This is a genomic window from Methylomonas koyamae (assembly GCF_006483455.1).
Classification (GTDB): Bacteria; Pseudomonadota; Gammaproteobacteria; order Methylococcales; family Methylomonadaceae; genus Methylomonas; species Methylomonas koyamae_B.
In genome coordinates this window covers 1-15,973 of sequence record NZ_PPPU01000027.1, presented here as the reverse complement: position 1 = coordinate 15,973, position 15,973 = coordinate 1, and the positions used below count along the sequence as shown (strand labels likewise).

Annotated in this window: 18 protein-coding genes; 17 read left to right on the top strand and 1 reads right to left on the bottom strand. The window is 53.0% G+C overall.

The annotated features are described in order from the left end of the window. Nucleotides 1-10 precede the first annotated feature (10 nt). Entirely contained in the window at nucleotides 11-205 is a 195-nt protein-coding gene (locus C2U68_RS14520) for a hypothetical protein (RefSeq protein WP_140913191.1), read from the bottom strand. A 54-nt stretch (nucleotides 206-259) separates the two neighbouring features. Between C2U68_RS14520 and mnmG the strand changes: the two genes are divergently transcribed. From mnmG to C2U68_RS21840, 17 genes are all read left to right on the top strand, one after another. Next, nucleotides 260-2,128, top strand: coding sequence for a tRNA uridine-5-carboxymethylaminomethyl(34) synthesis enzyme MnmG (mnmG, locus tag C2U68_RS14515; RefSeq protein ID WP_140913190.1), 1,869 nt, complete (start codon nucleotides 260-262; stop codon nucleotides 2,126-2,128). Further along, the gene (gene rsmG, locus C2U68_RS14510; protein ID WP_140913189.1) at nucleotides 2,128-2,754 is read left to right on the top strand and encodes a 16S rRNA (guanine(527)-N(7))-methyltransferase RsmG; all 627 of its coding nucleotides are present in this window, start codon (nucleotides 2,128-2,130) and stop codon (nucleotides 2,752-2,754) included. Before mnmG ends, rsmG begins: the two co-directional genes overlap by 1 nt. Then, nucleotides 2,747-3,520, top strand: coding sequence for a ParA family protein (locus C2U68_RS14505; protein WP_140913188.1), 774 nt, complete (start codon nucleotides 2,747-2,749; stop codon nucleotides 3,518-3,520). The genes rsmG and C2U68_RS14505 overlap by 8 nt, the downstream gene beginning before the upstream one ends. Further along, on the top strand, nucleotides 3,520-4,371 hold the full coding sequence (locus C2U68_RS14500) for a ParB/RepB/Spo0J family partition protein (RefSeq protein ID WP_140913252.1): 852 nt from the start codon (nucleotides 3,520-3,522) through the stop codon (nucleotides 4,369-4,371). The genes C2U68_RS14505 and C2U68_RS14500 overlap by 1 nt, the downstream gene beginning before the upstream one ends. Further along, nucleotides 4,355-4,546, top strand: coding sequence for a hypothetical protein (locus C2U68_RS14495; RefSeq protein ID WP_140913187.1), 192 nt, complete (start codon nucleotides 4,355-4,357; stop codon nucleotides 4,544-4,546). The genes C2U68_RS14500 and C2U68_RS14495 overlap by 17 nt, the downstream gene beginning before the upstream one ends. A gap of 83 nt (nucleotides 4,547-4,629) precedes the next feature. Beyond that, nucleotides 4,630-4,998, top strand: coding sequence for an ATP synthase subunit I (locus C2U68_RS14490; RefSeq protein WP_140913186.1), 369 nt, complete (start codon nucleotides 4,630-4,632; stop codon nucleotides 4,996-4,998). 19 nt (nucleotides 4,999-5,017) lie between these two features. Further along, a complete protein-coding gene (gene atpB / locus C2U68_RS14485) occupies nucleotides 5,018-5,782 on the top strand; it encodes a F0F1 ATP synthase subunit A (protein WP_140913185.1) in 765 nt (254 codons plus the stop codon). Nucleotides 5,783-5,824: 42 nt separating this feature from the next. Further along, the gene (gene atpE / locus C2U68_RS14480) at nucleotides 5,825-6,109 is read left to right on the top strand and encodes a F0F1 ATP synthase subunit C (protein WP_020484117.1); all 285 of its coding nucleotides are present in this window, start codon (nucleotides 5,825-5,827) and stop codon (nucleotides 6,107-6,109) included. Between the two features lie 101 nt (nucleotides 6,110-6,210). Beyond that, a complete protein-coding gene (locus C2U68_RS14475; RefSeq protein ID WP_140913184.1) occupies nucleotides 6,211-6,684 on the top strand; it encodes a F0F1 ATP synthase subunit B in 474 nt (157 codons plus the stop codon). 3 nt (nucleotides 6,685-6,687) lie between these two features. Then, nucleotides 6,688-7,218, top strand: a complete 531-nt coding sequence (locus C2U68_RS14470; RefSeq protein ID WP_140913183.1) for a F0F1 ATP synthase subunit delta — start codon at nucleotides 6,688-6,690, stop codon at nucleotides 7,216-7,218. Between the two features lie 21 nt (nucleotides 7,219-7,239). After that, entirely contained in the window at nucleotides 7,240-8,781 is a 1,542-nt protein-coding gene (gene atpA, locus C2U68_RS14465; RefSeq protein WP_140913182.1) for a F0F1 ATP synthase subunit alpha, read from the top strand. An 11-nt stretch (nucleotides 8,782-8,792) separates the two neighbouring features. Continuing rightward, on the top strand, nucleotides 8,793-9,656 hold the full coding sequence (atpG, locus tag C2U68_RS14460) for a F0F1 ATP synthase subunit gamma (protein ID WP_140913181.1): 864 nt from the start codon (nucleotides 8,793-8,795) through the stop codon (nucleotides 9,654-9,656). A 45-nt stretch (nucleotides 9,657-9,701) separates the two neighbouring features. Then, the gene (gene atpD / locus C2U68_RS14455) at nucleotides 9,702-11,075 is read left to right on the top strand and encodes a F0F1 ATP synthase subunit beta (protein ID WP_140913180.1); all 1,374 of its coding nucleotides are present in this window, start codon (nucleotides 9,702-9,704) and stop codon (nucleotides 11,073-11,075) included. 24 nt (nucleotides 11,076-11,099) lie between these two features. Continuing rightward, nucleotides 11,100-11,522 carry a F0F1 ATP synthase subunit epsilon gene (locus tag C2U68_RS14450; protein WP_140913179.1) on the top strand — a complete coding sequence of 141 codons (423 nt, stop codon included), beginning with the start codon at nucleotides 11,100-11,102 and terminating at the stop codon, nucleotides 11,520-11,522. A gap of 71 nt (nucleotides 11,523-11,593) precedes the next feature. Next, nucleotides 11,594-13,069 (top strand): bifunctional UDP-N-acetylglucosamine diphosphorylase/glucosamine-1-phosphate N-acetyltransferase GlmU, encoded by a 1,476-nt coding sequence (gene glmU, locus C2U68_RS14445; protein ID WP_140913178.1) that lies wholly within the window; start codon nucleotides 11,594-11,596, stop codon nucleotides 13,067-13,069. Beyond that, nucleotides 13,069-14,904 carry a glutamine--fructose-6-phosphate transaminase (isomerizing) gene (glmS, locus tag C2U68_RS14440; RefSeq protein WP_140913177.1) on the top strand — a complete coding sequence of 612 codons (1,836 nt, stop codon included), beginning with the start codon at nucleotides 13,069-13,071 and terminating at the stop codon, nucleotides 14,902-14,904. The genes glmU and glmS overlap by 1 nt, the downstream gene beginning before the upstream one ends. 429 nt (nucleotides 14,905-15,333) lie before the next feature. Next, nucleotides 15,334-15,528: a TnsA endonuclease N-terminal domain-containing protein gene (locus C2U68_RS21840; RefSeq protein WP_140913250.1), complete on the top strand. Its 195-nt coding sequence runs from the start codon at nucleotides 15,334-15,336 to the stop codon at nucleotides 15,526-15,528. The last annotated feature ends 445 nt before the right edge of the window (nucleotides 15,529-15,973 follow it).

Sequence of the window (15,973 nt, the reverse complement as noted above, 5' to 3'; positions counted from 1 at the left end):
AATGCGCGGGTTACGCGGCTAAGCCTTTTGCGATCGCCTCACGGGAAACGATGGCAAAAGGCTCCAGCCCGCGATGTTTGGCTTTGCGGCGGTATTGGGTTTTGTCGGCGTAGGTTTGCGCCTTGTTGAATTGGCGGGCGAATTTGGCGACCGGGTTATGCTTGGGTTTGGCCGGTAAACCCTGGCCGGGGTTTTGTTTTCTCATGCTTTTTTCTCGCTAAGCTATTAAAATAACGTTTTATTTGAACATAGATTGCCTGTGAAATTCCAGAAAGACTTTGACGTGATCGTGGTCGGCGGCGGCCATGCCGGCACCGAGGCGGCGCTGGCGGCGGCGCGTACCGGTGCACAAACGCTGTTGCTGACCCAAAACATCGAAACGTTGGGGCAGATGAGTTGCAACCCGGCGATCGGCGGCATTGGCAAGGGCCACTTGGTCAAGGAAGTCGATGCGTTGGGCGGCATCATGGCCAATGCCATCGATGTGGGCGGTATCCAGTTCCGGATTTTGAACGCCAGTAAAGGCCCGGCGGTGCGGGCAACTCGGGCCCAGGCCGACCGTATGCTGTACAAACAAGCGGTGCGCAGCGCGTTGGAAAATCAGCCCAATCTGGCGCTGTTTCAACAAGCCGTATCCGATTTGATCGTGCAAGGCGACCGCGTTACCGGCGTCAAAACCCAGATGGGTTTGGAATTTAACGCCAAGGCCGTGGTGTTGACCGCCGGCACCTTTTTGGCCGGCCGTATCCATATCGGCCTGGAAAATTACAGCGGCGGCCGCGCCGGCGATGCGGCTTCGATTGCACTGGCGGAGCGACTGCGCGAATTGCCGTTCCGCATCGGCCGTTTGAAAACCGGCACGCCGGCCCGCATCGACGGCCGTACCATCGACTACAGTAAATTGCAGGAACAGCATGGCGATACGCCAGTGCCGGTGTTCTCGTTCATGGGCAGCCGCGAGCAGCATCCGCGCCAGGTTTGTTGCCATATCACGCGGACCAATCAGGAAACCCACGACATCATCCGTTCCGGCTTGGATCGCTCGCCGATGTATTCCGGCATCATCGAAGGCGTCGGTCCGCGTTACTGCCCGTCGATCGAAGACAAAGTAGTGCGCTTTGCCGACCGCGATTCGCACCAGATTTTCGTCGAACCGGAAGGCTTGAATACCAACGAAGTCTATCCGAACGGCATTTCGACCAGTTTGCCGTTTGATATTCAGTATCGTTTCATTCGTACCATGCTCGGTTTCGAAAATGCCGAAATCGTCCGTCCCGGTTATGCCATCGAATACGACTTTTTCGATCCGCGCGATCTGAAGACGTCTTTGGAAACCAAGCACATGAATGCGCTGTTCTTCGCCGGCCAGATCAACGGCACCACCGGCTATGAAGAAGCGGCGGCGCAAGGCTTGATCGCCGGTTTGAACGCCGCGCGGCTGGCAAAAGGCCTGGAAAGCTGGTGTCCCGGCCGCGAGGAAGCTTATATCGGCGTGATGATCGACGACTTGATTACCCGCGGCACCTCCGAGCCGTACCGAATGTTTACCAGCCGGGCCGAATACCGCTTGCAGTTGCGCGAAGATAACGCCGATCTGCGTCTGACCGAACAAGGTCGCGAATTGGGCTTGGTCGACGACGAACGTTGGCGCCGGTTCGAGGAAAAGCGCGAAGCGATTGCCAATCTGCAAGGCAGGCTGGCGAAAAAGTGGATCAGATCCGAATCCGACGAAGCGGCGTTGGCCGAGCAGTATTGGGGTAAAAAGCTGCTCAAGGAAGCCAACTTGATGGATATGCTGCGCCGGCCGGAAGTCGATATCGAAAACCTGCTAACCTTCAGCGACGAAACCGAAGTCGACGAGCAAGTTGCCGAGCAGGTGGCGATTCAGGCCAAATATGCCGGTTACATCGACCGTCAACAAACCGAAATCAGCCGTACCCAGCGTTATGAGCATTTGAAATTGCCGGAAAACGTCGATTACAGTCTGGTGTCCGGCCTGTCCAATGAAGTCAGCGAAAAACTGAAAAAACAGCGCCCGGAAACTCTGGGTCAGGCGTCGCGGATACCCGGCATCACACCGGCGGCGATTTCGTTGTTGTTGGTGCATCTGAAAAAGAAAAGCGCCTGATGCAAGCCTGTCGGGAAAAATTGCAGCAAGGCCTTGCGGCCTTGGCGTTGAATTTGTCTGCCGAGCAAACCGAATCGTTGCTCAAGTTCGTACAGCTGATTGCAAAATGGAACAAAGCCTATAACCTGACCGCCGTGCGCGAACCGCTGGAAATGGTCGGTTTGCATATTCTGGATAGTCTGGCGGTATTGCCGCATATCAAACCGTCCCGCATTGCCGACATCGGTACCGGTGCCGGTTTGCCCGGCATACCATTGGCGATTTGCCGCCCCGAATGCAAGTTCGTGCTGGTCGATTCCAATTCCAAGAAAACCCGTTTCGTGCAGCAGGCTGTGCTGGAATTGAAGCTGAGCAATGTCGAAGTGGTGCATAGCCGGGTCGAGCAGTTCCAACCTGCCGAATTGTTTGACATGGTGTTGATGCGGGCTTTCGCCTCAATGCCGGACATCGTTAAAATGACCGGTCATTTATTGGTCGACGACGGCGTGCTATTGGCGATGAAAGGCCAGCAGCCTGTCGAAGAGTTAGCCGGAATAGACGCCGAATACCAAGTGATCCCGTTGGCGGTGCCTGGCATAGATGCCGAGCGTTGTCTGATTCGCATAGAGAGACTCAAGCATGGCTAAGATAATCGCGATCACTAACCAAAAAGGCGGTGTCGGCAAGACTACCACCAGCGTCAATCTGGCGGCGGCGTTGGCGGCGACCAAGCGCAAGATTCTGTTGATCGATCTCGATCCGCAGGGCAATGCCGCGATGGGCTGCGGCGTCAACAAGGACGAGCTGGAATATTCGAGTTGCGAGTTGTTGCTGGAAGAGGTGCCGGTCTCGGGCATCATCGTCAAGAACAAGGATTTGGGGTTCGATTTGATTCCGGGTAATGCCGATCTGACCGCCGCCGAAGTGCAATTGATGACGGCCCAGCATCGGGAGCGGCGTCTGGCCGATGCCTTGTTGCCGGTCAAGGACCAGTACGATTACATTTTGATCGACTGTCCGCCGTCGTTGAATATGCTGACGCTGAACGCCATGGTCGCCGCCCACAGCGTTTTGATTCCGATGCAATGCGAGTATTACTCTTTGGAAGGCTTGTCGTCGTTGATGTCGACCTTGCGCAATATTCGCGATACCGTGAATCCGGGTTTGCATTTGGAAGGCATTCTCAGAACGATGGTCGATAGCCGGAGCCGATTGGGCAAGGACGTGTCTGACCAATTGATCGAATATTTCGGCGACAAAGTGTTCCGGACCACGATTCCCCGGAATATCCGCCTGGCCGAGGCACCCAGCCACGGTGTGCCGGTCTTGGCTTACGATAAAGCGTCGCGCGGTGCGGTCGCCTATATCGCGCTGGCCGGCGAATTGATCCGCAAACACAAAGCAGCCAAATGATGAATCCGAAAAAACGCGGTTTGGGTCGAGGTTTGAGCGAGTTGCTCGGCGATGTTTCGGCCCCGGCTCCGGAAAAAACCCACGACACCCAAAAGTTGCCGATCGAATTTCTGCAACGCGGCAAGTACCAGCCGCGTAAAGATATGGATCCCGAAAAGCTGAAAGAGCTGTCCGATTCGATTGCTGCGCAAGGCATCATTCAACCGATTGTCGTGCGCAAAATCGCTGGCGAGAAATACGAAATCATCGCCGGCGAGCGGCGTTGGCGCGCTGCTCAGTTGGCGGAGCTGGCCGAAGTGCCGGTGCTGGTGAAAGACATCGACGACCGTTCGGTAATGGCGATTGCTTTGATCGAAAACATCCAACGCGAGGATTTGAATGCGCTGGAAGAGGCCGAAGCCTTGCACCGCTTGCAGGACGAGTTCGAGCTGACGCATCAACAGATCGCCGAAGCGGTCGGCAAGTCGCGCACCACGGTAACTAATTTATTGCGCTTGTTGGAATTGGCCGGCGAAGTCAAAACCATGCTGGGCAAAGGCTTGCTGGAAATGGGTCATGCTCGCGCCTTGCTGGGTTTGGACGAATCGAAACAGGTCGAGATTGCTCATAAAGCGGTCAAGCAAAGCTTGAGCGTGCGGGCGGTGGAAAAACTGGTGCGTGAGATGCACGATGAAAAGCCGGCGGCTCAGGCGAAGAGAATCGACCCCGATACCTTGCGTTTGCAGCGCGAGCTGTCGGAACGCACCGGCGCCAAGGTCGAGATCAATCATCAGGCCGGCGGCAAGGGCAAGTTGATCATCAATTACACCAGCCTGGAAGAGTTGGAAGGTATCATTGGGAAAATTCACTGATGCGGCAGGTTGTCGCAAGCCCTTGTCGGTTTGTCGCATCTCCAACACGGTTTTTTCAACAAACCTTAGAAATACTATTGATTTTGCCGCTGGCACGGCTATTGCTTTTGTTGTCGGGGCGTTAAACGAATTGCCGCTGTGGTATCAATTTCTTGATTGTGCTTCAAAGCCTTAGCTTTGAGTCGTGTAGCGGCCTTACCTTGCGTAAACCGCGATGGCTGGATATAATCGGCGCGCTTAACGGTCGAGGAGAGTTTTATGACAGTGGAAAATTCGTTTTCAACTGTCAGACGGGTGTTATACACGCAGGTCCTGATGGCTACGGTAGTGGCGTCGGGATTTTTATTGATAGGCGGCTGGAAATCCGCGATATCGCCACTGCTAGGTGGTGGTGTGGCCTTGATTCCCAATCTTTACTTTGCGTACAAAGTTTATCTTGCCAGATATCAGGAAGCACCCGGCATCTTAAAGGCTTTTTATACCGGCGAAACGGTCAAGTTATTGCTCACGGCAGCATTGTTCGCGATGGTATTGCAGATCCCTTGGGTTAATTTTTTAACACTGCTGGTTGGCTATATCGCAGTGTTGTCGGTTTTTTGGTTCGCGCTTTTCTATTGGCGCGGTTAGTTTTTATTTGAGAGGCAAAATGGCTAGTGAAGGCGGCGCAACCGGTTACATAGTCCATCACTTAACTCCGTTGGCGGTTGGTGAGGGATTTTGGAAATTGCATCTGGATACCTTGTTTTTTTCCGTGTTTTTGGGCGGATTGTTCATTTTGTTTTTTAAATCGGTTGCCGAACGGGCAACCTCCGGTGTTCCGGGGTTGGCGCAAAACATCGCCGAAATGCTGGTCGAATTTGTCGATACCCAGGTTAAAGACAGTTTTCATGGTCGTAGTGCTTTGATTGCACCGTTGGCACTGACCATCTTCTGCTGGGTATTCCTGTGGAATGCGATGGATATGCTGCCGGTGGATTTGCTGCCGATGATCGGTAGCCTGATGGGCATGGAATATATGCGGGTCGTGCCCAGCACCGATTTGAACGGCACCTTCGCCTTGTCTATCAGCGTATTTTTCCTGATTTTCTTTTACAGCATTAAAGTCAAAGGCTTGGCCGGTTTTGCCCACGAAATGACTTGCACTCCGTTCGGTCCGAAAATGATGCCGTTCAATCTGCTGTTGAAAACCGTCGAAGAGCTGGCTAAACCGATCTCGCTGGGTTTGCGGCTATTCGGTAACCTGTATGCTGGCGAGTTGGTATTCATCCTGATCGCCTTGTTGCCCCCGATCGTGCAGCCTGTGTTGGGCTTCCCCTGGGCCGTATTCCACATTCTGGTGATCACTTTGCAGGCTTTTATATTCATGGTTTTGACCATTGTTTACCTGAGTCTGGCCTGCGAAGACCACTAACCGCTTTATTTTTTACATTCATATCAATCTTTAGGAGACATTATGGAACTCGCATCATTAATCGCCAACGTTCAAGGCTTCACCGTTATTGCCGTCGGTATCATTCTGGGTTTGGGCGCGATCGGTACTGCTATCGGTTTCGGCCTGTTGGGCGGTAAATTCCTGGAAGGTGCAGCCCGCCAACCTGAACTGGTGCCAATGCTGCAAGTGAAAATGTTCATCATCGCCGGTTTGCTTGACGCGGTAACCATGATCGGTGTGGGTTTGGCGCTGATGCTGACTTTCGCAAACCCGTTCCTTTCTGCCGTTCAATCCGTTGCAGGTTAATTAACCCAACCATCTGTAACCTAAGGCGTGAGCCTTTTGCGTGTCGTTTATGTACGACTGCGGACAGATAGACTAACAACGGCATTACGAGGAAAGCATCAATGAGTATCAATGCTACTCTGATCGGGCAGATGATCACTTTCACGCTTCTGGTGTGGTTCACCATGAAGTATGTCTGGCCGCCGATCATTGCTGCTCTGGAAGAGCGCAAAACCAAAATTGCGGAAGGTTTGGCTGCGGCTGAGAAGGGTCAGGAAGAAATTAAACTGGCTGAAAAGAAAGCTAAAAGCGTTTTGAAGGAAGCCAAGGAGCAGTCGGCCGAGATCGTCAGCGCCGCGCAAAAGCGCGCCAACCAATTAGTTGAAGAAGCCAAGGAACAAGCCAAGAAAGAAGGCGAGCGCCTGTTGGAAGCCGCGAAAGCTCAAATCGAACAGGAAATGTTGCACGCCAAGGAAAGTTTGCGTAAAGAAGTTTCCTCTTTGGCTTTGCGTGCCGCCGAGCAGATTTTGAAAGAAGAAGTCGACAAGGCCAAGCACCAAGACATTATCAGTAAAGCGGCGGAACAATTGGGTTAAGCGATGGCTGAAATATCGACATTAGCAAGACCTTATGCTCAGGCCGCTTTCAAGCGGGCCAAAGAAGCCAATGCTGCCCAAAACTGGTCCGATTCTTTGACGTTTTTGGCTTTGCTGGTTCAGGACGAAGCTTTGGCTGGAATCGTCGCTAACCCCAGAGTCAACAAACAGAATACAGCGCAGTTGGTCCTGGATATTTGCCAGGATCAAATTCACGATGAAGCCAAGAATCTTCTCAAGGTGTTGATCGAGAACGACAAATTGCCTTTGTTGCCTCAGATTTCGGTAATGTTCGAACAGTATAGGGCCGACGACGAAGGTTACGTCAATGTCGAGCTGCAAAGCGCATACCCGTTGACAAAAACCGAGCAAGGCAAGTACGTCGCCATGCTCGAGAAGTTTTTGCATAAAAAAGTCAACGCGTCAGTGTCTGTCGACAAATCGTTAATTGGAGGCATTCTCGCCAAAGCCGGCGACAAAGTCATCGACGGTTCCGTCAGAGGTCAGCTTCATCAATTAGCTAAAAGACTTTAAGAGTTAGAGCGGGAAAATAACATGCAATTAAATCCATCAGAAATAAGTGATCTGATCAAGAAGAAGATCGAGAACTTCGACGCCCACCTCGAAGCCCACACCGAGGGCACCGTGGTCAGCGTTACCGACGGTATCGTTCGGGTTCACGGTTTGTCTGAAGCAATGCAAGGTGAAATGCTGGAATTTCCTGGCGGCTCTTACGGCATGGCTTTAAACCTGGAAAGAGACTCTGTCGGCGTGGTGATGTTGGGTGCTTACCAGCACATCACCGAAGGCGACACCGTTAAATGCACCGGCCGGATTTTGGAAGTACCAGTCGGCGAAGCGCTGTTGGGCCGCGTGGTCGATGCGCTGGGCAACCCGATCGACGGCAAAGGCGCGATCGAGACCAATCTGACCTCCCCAATCGAAAAAATCGCACCGGGTGTTATCGCTCGCCAATCGGTTGATCAACCGGTGCAAATCGGTTTGAAATCCATCGATTCGATGATTCCGGTTGGCCGCGGCCAACGGGAGTTGATCATCGGCGACCGTCAAACCGGTAAAACCGCGATTGCTGTCGACGCCATCATCAATCAAAAAGGCACCGGCATTAAATGTATTTATGTCGCGATCGGTCAAAAACGTTCGTCGATTGCCAACGTGGTGCGTAAATTGGAAGAACACGGCGCGATGGAGCACACCATCATCGTCGTCGCGTCGGCGTCAGAATCCGCTGCGTTGCAATTTATCGCACCGTACACCGGTTGTTCGATGGGCGAGTACTTCCGCGACAATGGCCAAGACGCACTGATTATTTACGACGATTTGACCAAGCAAGCTTGGGCTTACCGCCAAATTTCTTTGTTGCTGCGCCGTCCGCCGGGACGTGAAGCCTATCCAGGTGACGTGTTCTACATCCACTCCCGTTTGCTGGAACGTGCCGCCCGTATCAATGCCGACGAAGTCGAGAAACTGACAGGCGGAAAAGTTAAGGGCAAAACCGGCTCGCTGACCGCACTGCCGATTATCGAAACCCAAGGCGGCGACGTTTCGGCCTTCGTTCCGACCAACGTGATTTCGATCACCGACGGCCAGATCTTTTTGGAGACCGGTCTGTTTAACTCCGGTATCCGTCCAGCGGTTAACGCGGGTCTGTCGGTTTCTCGGGTCGGTGGCGCGGCGCAAACCAAGATCATCAAAAAGTTGGGCGGCGGTATTCGTCTGGACTTGGCGCAGTTCCGCGAGTTGGCGGCATTCGCTCAGTTCGCTTCCGACTTGGACGAAAGCACCCGCAAACAGATCGAGCGCGGCCAACGCGTTACCGAATTGATGAAGCAGAATCAATATGCGCCGATGTCGGTCGCAGAGATGGGCGTTTCGCTGTATGCGGCCAATAATGGATTCCTGGATAGCCTGGAAGTCAAGCAAGTACGCGTATTCGAAGCGGCGCTGCTGGATTTCATGCGAAACGAAGAAGCCGCGTTGATGGCCAAAATCAACGAGAAAGGCGACTACAACGACGAAATCCAAAAAGGCATTCACGCGGCGATCGAGCGTTTCGTCAAGACTGCTAGCTGGTAAGGGACTCGCACATGGCTGTTGGTAAAGAGATACGATCAAAAATCGCGAGTATCAAGAATACTCAGAAGATTACTCGCGCCATGGAAATGGTGGCCGCGAGTAAGATGCGTAAAACCAAAGACCGTATGCAGGCTACCCGGCCTTACTCGAAAAAAATTGGCCAGATCATTCGGCATCTGGCCAAAGCCAATCCGGAGTACAAACATCCGTTCATGATCGAACGGGAAGTAGAACGGGTGGGCATTATCGTGGTGAGTTCCGACCGTGGTTTATGCGGTGGTTTGAACGCCAACCTGTTCCGAAAAGTGCTGGGCGAAATGCAGCAATGGCAAAGCAAAGGTATCGCCGTCGATGTTTGTGCGATTGGCGGTAAGGGTGCTGCGTTTTTCAGCATGATCAACGCCAATTTGGTCGGTCAAGTCTCGAAATTGGGCGACACGCCGCACCAGAGCGACATTATCGGCCCGATCAAAATCATGTTGGATGCGTTCACTAATGGCGATATCGACGAGCTATTTCTGCTCAGCAACGACTTTGTCAACACCATGACCCAAAAGCCGGTGACGCAGAAATTGTTGCCGGTATCGGTCGGCGAACTGGGCGAAGAGAGCAAGGGCCGGTGGGATTACCTGTACGAACCCAACGCCAAAGACGTATTGGACAGCTTATTGATTCGCTACGTCGAGTCCGCGGTATTCCAGGGCTTGGTGGAAAACAACGCCTGCGAGCAGGCCGCACGGATGGTGGCGATGAAAAGCGCCTCCGACAACGCCGGCAATATCATTAAAGAATTGCAACTGGTCTACAACAAAGCCAGACAGGCCGCGATCACGCAGGAAATTTCCGAAATCGTCGCCGGCGCCGCCGCGGTGTAACGCATTCAAGACAAGTTTAGATAGATTTTTATAGAGGACGACATAATGAGTTTGGGTAAAATCGTTCAAATCATCGGTGCGGTCGTCGACGTGGAATTTCCACGCGACAACTTGCCGAAAGTATATGACGCGTTGAATGTCGAGGGCGGTCTGGTTCTGGAAGTTCAACAACAACTGGGCGACGGCGTGGTACGGACCATTGCGATGGGTTCCACCGACGGTCTGAGCCGCGGCGTCAATGTCACCAACACCGGCGAGGCGATTAAAGTACCGGTAGGCCAAGCCACGCTGGGCCGCATCATGAACGTTCTCGGTGAAGCGATCGACGAAAAAGGCCCGATCGGCGAGAAAGAAAAGTGGACCATCCACCGCGATGCGCCATCCTATGACGAACAAGCCCCAGCCAACGAATTGTTGGAAACCGGTATCAAAGTTATCGATTTGGTTTGCCCGTTCGCGAAAGGCGGTAAAGTCGGCCTGTTCGGTGGCGCCGGCGTAGGCAAAACCGTCAACATGATGGAGTTGATTCGTAACATCGCGATCGAACACAGCGGTTATTCGGTATTCGCCGGTGTCGGCGAGCGGACTCGCGAAGGCAACGACTTCTACCACGAAATGACCGATTCCAACGTTATCGATAAAGTATCGTTGGTCTACGGCCAGATGAACGAGCCACCAGGAAACCGTTTGCGGGTAGCGTTGACCGGTTTGACCATGGCCGAGTACTTCCGCGACGAAGGCCGCGACGTACTGTTCTTCGTCGACAACATTTACCGTTACACGCTGGCCGGTACCGAAGTTTCCGCGCTGTTGGGCCGGATGCCGTCTGCGGTAGGTTACCAGCCTACGCTGGCTGAAGAGATGGGTGTATTGCAAGAGCGGATTACTTCCACCAAGACCGGTTCTATCACCTCGATCCAAGCGGTATACGTACCTGCGGACGACTTGACCGACCCGTCGCCAGCTACCACCTTTGCCCACTTGGACGCGACCGTGGTATTGTCCCGTCAAATCGCCGAGTTGGGTATTTACCCTGCCATTGATCCGCTGGATTCCACCAGCCGTCAGCTGGATCCGTTGGTGATTGGTCAGGAACACTACGAAACTGCCCGGACCGTGCAAGGTATCCTGCAACGCTATAAAGAGCTGCGTGACATCATCGCGATCTTGGGTATGGACGAATTGTCGGAAGAAGACAAATTGACCGTGGCTCGGGCGCGTAAAATCCAGCGCTTCCTGTCGCAGCCGTTCTTCGTGGCCGAGGTCTTCACCGGTTCACCGGGCAAATACGTTTCGCTGAAAGATACCATTGCCGGCTTCAAAGGCATCATCAGTGGCGAATACGACAGCCTGCCGGAACAAGCTTTCTATATGGTCGGCACGATTGACGAAGCCGTCGAAAAAGCCAAAGGCATGTAATCCGGCTCATAGGAGAGTTTTAACATGGCAATGACAATACATGTGGACATCGTCAGCGCCGAGGCGGAAATCTTTTCCGGCTTGGCGGAGATGGTGTTCGCTCCTGCCGAGTTGGGTGAAGTCGGTATCGCGCCGCGCCATGCGCCGTTGATTACCAAACTGAAGCCCGGCGAAGTCAGGGTCAAAATCAGCGACAAAGAATCGCAGGCGTTTTTCGTGTCCGGCGGATTCTTGGAGGTTCAGCCGCATTTGGTGACTGTGCTGGCTGAAACCGCGATTAGAGCCCACGACATTGACGAAGCGGCGGCATTGCAAGCCAAAGCCAGAGCGGAAGAAATGTTACAAGACAAGTCCGGCAAATACGACTACGCAATTGCCCAAGCCGAGTTGGCCCAAGCTGTTAACCAATTGAAAACTCTGGACAGACTCAGAAAGCGTGGCGCATAAAACACGAATTGCGTGAAAATTTAAGCCCGATAGCGTAACGTTATCGGGCTTTTTTTGTTTAAGGAATAGCGATGTCGATAAAAACCATCATTCTCGCCGCCGGCCAAGGTACGCGGATGCGCTCGTCCCGGCCGAAAGTACTGCACGAAATTGCAGACAAAGCGCTATTGCAACACGTCTACGAGACTGCGCGATCTCTGGAAAACAACCAAATCTACATCATCTACGGCCACGGTGGCGAGACGGTCAAGCAAACTCTGGCCGTGCTGGATGCCACCTGGATCGAACAAAAGCAGCAATTGGGTACCGGACACGCAGTGCAACAGGCCATCCACCATGTCGAAGATCCGGATACGGTGTTGATTTTGTACGGCGACGTGCCGTTACTGAAAGCGAAAACCCTAAACGCGCTGTTACATAAAGTCAGCCTGACCTCTTTGGCCTTGCTGACGGTCAATCTGGACGACCCGACCGGCTATGGCCGCATCGTCCGCGACAAAGACCATGCGGTGGTGAAAATCGTCGAACAAAAAGACGCCAACGAAGCCGAATTGCAAATCACGGAAGGCAATACCGGCATTCTGGCTTGCAAAGGCAGTCAACTTAAACAATGGCTGGTCAGACTTGGCAATAACAATGCCCAAAACGAATATTATTTGACCGACATCATCGAAATGGCGGTGGAAGACGGTTTGACCATCGAGACCAGTCAGGCCGGCAGTGCCGACGAGGTGTTGGGCGTCAATAACCGGGCCCAACTCGCCCATCTGGAACGAGTCTATCAAGCCGAACAAGCGCAAGTGCTGATGGAAAAAGGTGTCACTCTCAGGGACCCGGCTCGTATCGACATCCGTGGTGAGTTTGCCGAATTGGGCCAGGACATCGATATTGACGTCAATGTGATTTTCGAAGGCACGAATCGCATCGGTTCCAACGTCAAAATCGGGCCTAACTGTTTACTCAAAAATGCGACGATTGCCGATGACGTAGAAATATTGGCGAACAGCGTACTTGAAGACGCCAGCGTTGGCAGTGGCAGCCGAATTGGTCCTTTTGCCCGGCTGCGGCCCCAAACCGAATTGGCCGACCACGTTCATGTCGGCAATTTCGTCGAGATTAAAAAATCCACGGTTGCCAGCGGTAGCAAAATCAACCACTTGAGCTATATTGGTGATAGCGAAGTCGGCAGCAAAGTCAATATCGGGGCCGGGACCATCACCTGCAATTACGATGGCGTCAATAAATTCAAAACCGTGATCGGCGACGGCGCGTTTATCGGCTCAGATACTCAATTGATAGCGCCGGTGACAGTGGGCAAAAATGCCACGATCGGTGCGGGTTCCACCATCACCAAGGATACGCCCGACGACCAATTGACGTTGAGCCGCACCAAGCAGCTTACCGTACCGACTTGGCAGAGACCGGTAAAACTGGCGGAGATTGTTCCCGACAATGCTTCGCACTCCTCACATCCCTGTAAGTCGGCAGAGATTGTTCCGGACAATCTTCTGCACTCCCAACATCCCTGTCGGTCGGAGAAAGAATAATGTGTGGCATAGTCGCAGGTGTTGCTCAACGAAACGTGGTCCCGATTTTAATTGAAGGCTTAAAGCGCCTTGAGTATCGCGGGTACGACTCGGCCGGACTGGCTGTAATCCACAGCGGCGAAATATTCCGGAAGCGTGAATTGGGCAAGGTTAAAGGATTGGAAGAATTGATTGCGGCCGATCCGATCGAAGGCCGCATCGGCATCGCCCATACCCGTTGGGCAACCCACGGTAAGCCCAGCACCCGCAACGCCCACCCGCACATTAGCAAGGACCGGGTCGGAGTCGTGCATAACGGCATCATCGAAAACCACGATAACCTTCGGACCTCGCTGCAGGAAAACGGTTACGTTTTCACGTCCGAAACTGATACCGAAGTCATTGTCCACAAGGTTGCCGAAGAGCTAAAAGAGGCTGCTAGCCTGCTCGACGCGGTCGGCAAAACCATCAAAAGCTTGCGCGGTGCCTACGCTCTGGGCGTGATCGACAGCGAACAACCCGACGTATTGGTCGCCTGCCGCAAGGGTAGTCCATTGGTAATCGGCATCGGCATCGGCGAATACTTCATCGCCTCCGATATCGCCGCGCTGTTGCCGGTGACGCAACGCTTCATCTTCCTGGAAGACGGCGACATCGCCGAATTGACCATCAACGGCGTGACGATATTCGACGAAGCCGGCCGTCGCGTGGTCCGCCCGGTCATCGAAAGCCAGCTCAAGGCCGACGCGGTCGACAAAGGCAAATATCGCCACTACATGCTCAAGGAAATCTACGAGCAAGCCTGGGCGGTATCGGAAACGTTGGAAGGCCGTTTCATCGACAGCCGCTTGCAGGATAACGCCTTCGGCCATAACGCCGGCGAGGTGTTCGACCAGATCAAGTCGGTTCTGATTTTAGCCTGCGGTACCAGCTACCATGCCGGTTTGGTCGCCCGCTACTGGTTCGAAAAATACGCCAGGGTTCCCTGTGCAATCGAAATTGCCAGCGAATTCCGCTACCGCAATCCGGTCGTCGCCCCGGATACCCTGGTCGTCACCATTTCCCAGTCCGGCGAAACCGCCGACACCTTGGCCGCATTGCAGGAAGCTAAAAAGCTCGGCGTCAAACATTCGCTGGTGATTTGCAACGCGCCGGAAAGCTCGCTGGTGCGAGAGTCGGATTTGGTGTTGATGACCCGCGCCGGCCCGGAAATCGGCGTCGCCTCGACCAAGGCCTTCACTACCCAGTTGGTGGCCTTGTTGATGCTGATCATCGCCATCGGCCGCCGTTTCGAACTCAGCGCCGACAAAGAGGAGCACATCGTTTCGCAATTGTTCGCCTTGCCCGGCAACATCGAAAAAGTGCTGAAGCTGGACAATGCCATCGAACTGTTGTCGCAGCGATTTGCCGACAAGCACAATGCACTGTTCCTCGGCCGCGGCACGCATTACCCGATCGCGATGGAAGGCGCCTTGAAGCTGAAGGAGATTTCCTATATCCACGCGGAAGCCTATCCGGCCGGCGAATTGAAGCACGGCCCGCTAGCCTTGATCGATGCCGAAATGCCGGTGGTCACGGTCGCCCCGAACAATAACCTGCTGGAAAAGCTCAAATCCAACATCCAGGAAGTCAGCGCCCGCGGCGGGCAGCTGATCGTATTCATGGACGAAGACCTGGCCGAAAGCGACGCCGCCGACGAAAACGTGCAAATCGTCAAAATGCCCAGCGTCGCCAATGCCATCTCACCGATCATCTATACGATACCGCTACAACTGCTTTCCTATCACGTCGCCGTGCTAAAAGGCACCGATGTCGATCAACCGAGGAACCTCGCAAAATCGGTCACGGTGGAATAGCGGAAGCGTTGACGGTATGGATTTGTGTAGGAGGGCAATAAAGTTGCATACTGGGGCCATTAAGTCTAGACCCTTATCAAGAAGCGAGGACTTAGTGGCTTTTTTATGGCGAAAAAATCTTACGCAATTACAGATGTAACAAACCAAAAATGGATAAAAGAGGGGCGAGGCTCAGGGCATGGCTCCTGGCTGACAGTCAGAGATTTGCCCTCCGACGGGCGTTCTCACCGCATATTCGGGCACAAATCACAGCGCACCCATCATCTTCTGTCCGACCTTGAGTTGGCGATATTTTTATACTTGAATGGTATACCGATACGGCAGACATCCGAGAGCAATTTCCCTTACGATTGGAAGATACTCGCTTAATAGCAGATGAGGCGCGGATTGTGCACCCTGAATGTCAAGGTGCGTTCCAAATCATGAGTTCTGATTTTTTGGTCAATACTCGTTTCGGAATCCCCCAAATCTGCTCTTCAAGCAAAATATTCGGAAAACTTGCAAGATACCTGCACAATCGAAAAATTAGAAATTGAAGGACGATATTGGGCGCAGAAATGCGTGCCGTGGATGCTCGTGACTGAGAAGGATATTCCATTAGTCGTATTTAACAACATCGCTTGACTGTATCCCAAACCGCAGCGGAACGAGCTTGAAATAGAAATAATGCAGGAGCATGTTGCGATCTACGTGCATCATTTCCAAAGCTTTCCGCGGAAAACGATTGTTGAAATCGCAATATTACTGAATGCCGCTTTATTCCCTAACGCCAGGACAATTGTTGTCTGAAATACGATAAAGGTCGTTTGCGGCAAGTTTCAATATCACATTGGGCGTGTAGGTTCAATTCCAGGTTGACGGGGATGTTTGGTTCTTGAATTATGAATACGCCAGATGAAATATTATTTCGGTTCGGTGGTATTTATGCGACAACTCCCCGGGGCCTTTGCTCTTCATCGCAAAGAATTACTTCTTACATAAGTTAGAAAAGGTAAAACCGACATGAGCCGTATCCTGTTCGCCTAGGAATTGGGAGGTAACCTAGGGCATATTACAGAAGTGGCTCCAT

What these genes read in the sequence shown, in the direction of transcription:
- rsmG (WP_140913189.1), top strand. Translation starts at nt 2,128, where the DNA reads ATGCAAGCCTGTCGGGAAAAATTGCAGCAAGGCCTTGCGGCCTTGGCG.
- atpG (WP_140913181.1), top strand. Translation starts at nt 8,793, where the DNA reads ATGGCTGTTGGTAAAGAGATACGATCAAAAATCGCGAGTATCAAGAAT.
- C2U68_RS14490 (WP_140913186.1), top strand. Translation starts at nt 4,630, where the DNA reads ATGACAGTGGAAAATTCGTTTTCAACTGTCAGACGGGTGTTATACACG.
- atpD (WP_140913180.1), top strand. Translation starts at nt 9,702, where the DNA reads ATGAGTTTGGGTAAAATCGTTCAAATCATCGGTGCGGTCGTCGACGTG.
- atpB (WP_140913185.1), top strand. Translation starts at nt 5,018, where the DNA reads ATGGCTAGTGAAGGCGGCGCAACCGGTTACATAGTCCATCACTTAACT.
- C2U68_RS14520 (WP_140913191.1), bottom strand. Translation starts at nt 205, where the DNA reads ATGAGAAAACAAAACCCCGGCCAGGGTTTACCGGCCAAACCCAAGCAT.
- C2U68_RS14450 (WP_140913179.1), top strand. Translation starts at nt 11,100, where the DNA reads ATGGCAATGACAATACATGTGGACATCGTCAGCGCCGAGGCGGAAATC.
- glmS (WP_140913177.1), top strand. Translation starts at nt 13,069, where the DNA reads ATGTGTGGCATAGTCGCAGGTGTTGCTCAACGAAACGTGGTCCCGATT.
- atpA (WP_140913182.1), top strand. Translation starts at nt 7,240, where the DNA reads ATGCAATTAAATCCATCAGAAATAAGTGATCTGATCAAGAAGAAGATC.
- C2U68_RS14500 (WP_140913252.1), top strand. Translation starts at nt 3,520, where the DNA reads ATGAATCCGAAAAAACGCGGTTTGGGTCGAGGTTTGAGCGAGTTGCTC.
- C2U68_RS14475 (WP_140913184.1), top strand. Translation starts at nt 6,211, where the DNA reads ATGAGTATCAATGCTACTCTGATCGGGCAGATGATCACTTTCACGCTT.
- atpE (WP_020484117.1), top strand. Translation starts at nt 5,825, where the DNA reads ATGGAACTCGCATCATTAATCGCCAACGTTCAAGGCTTCACCGTTATT.
- C2U68_RS14505 (WP_140913188.1), top strand. Translation starts at nt 2,747, where the DNA reads ATGGCTAAGATAATCGCGATCACTAACCAAAAAGGCGGTGTCGGCAAG.
- C2U68_RS14470 (WP_140913183.1), top strand. Translation starts at nt 6,688, where the DNA reads ATGGCTGAAATATCGACATTAGCAAGACCTTATGCTCAGGCCGCTTTC.
- glmU (WP_140913178.1), top strand. Translation starts at nt 11,594, where the DNA reads ATGTCGATAAAAACCATCATTCTCGCCGCCGGCCAAGGTACGCGGATG.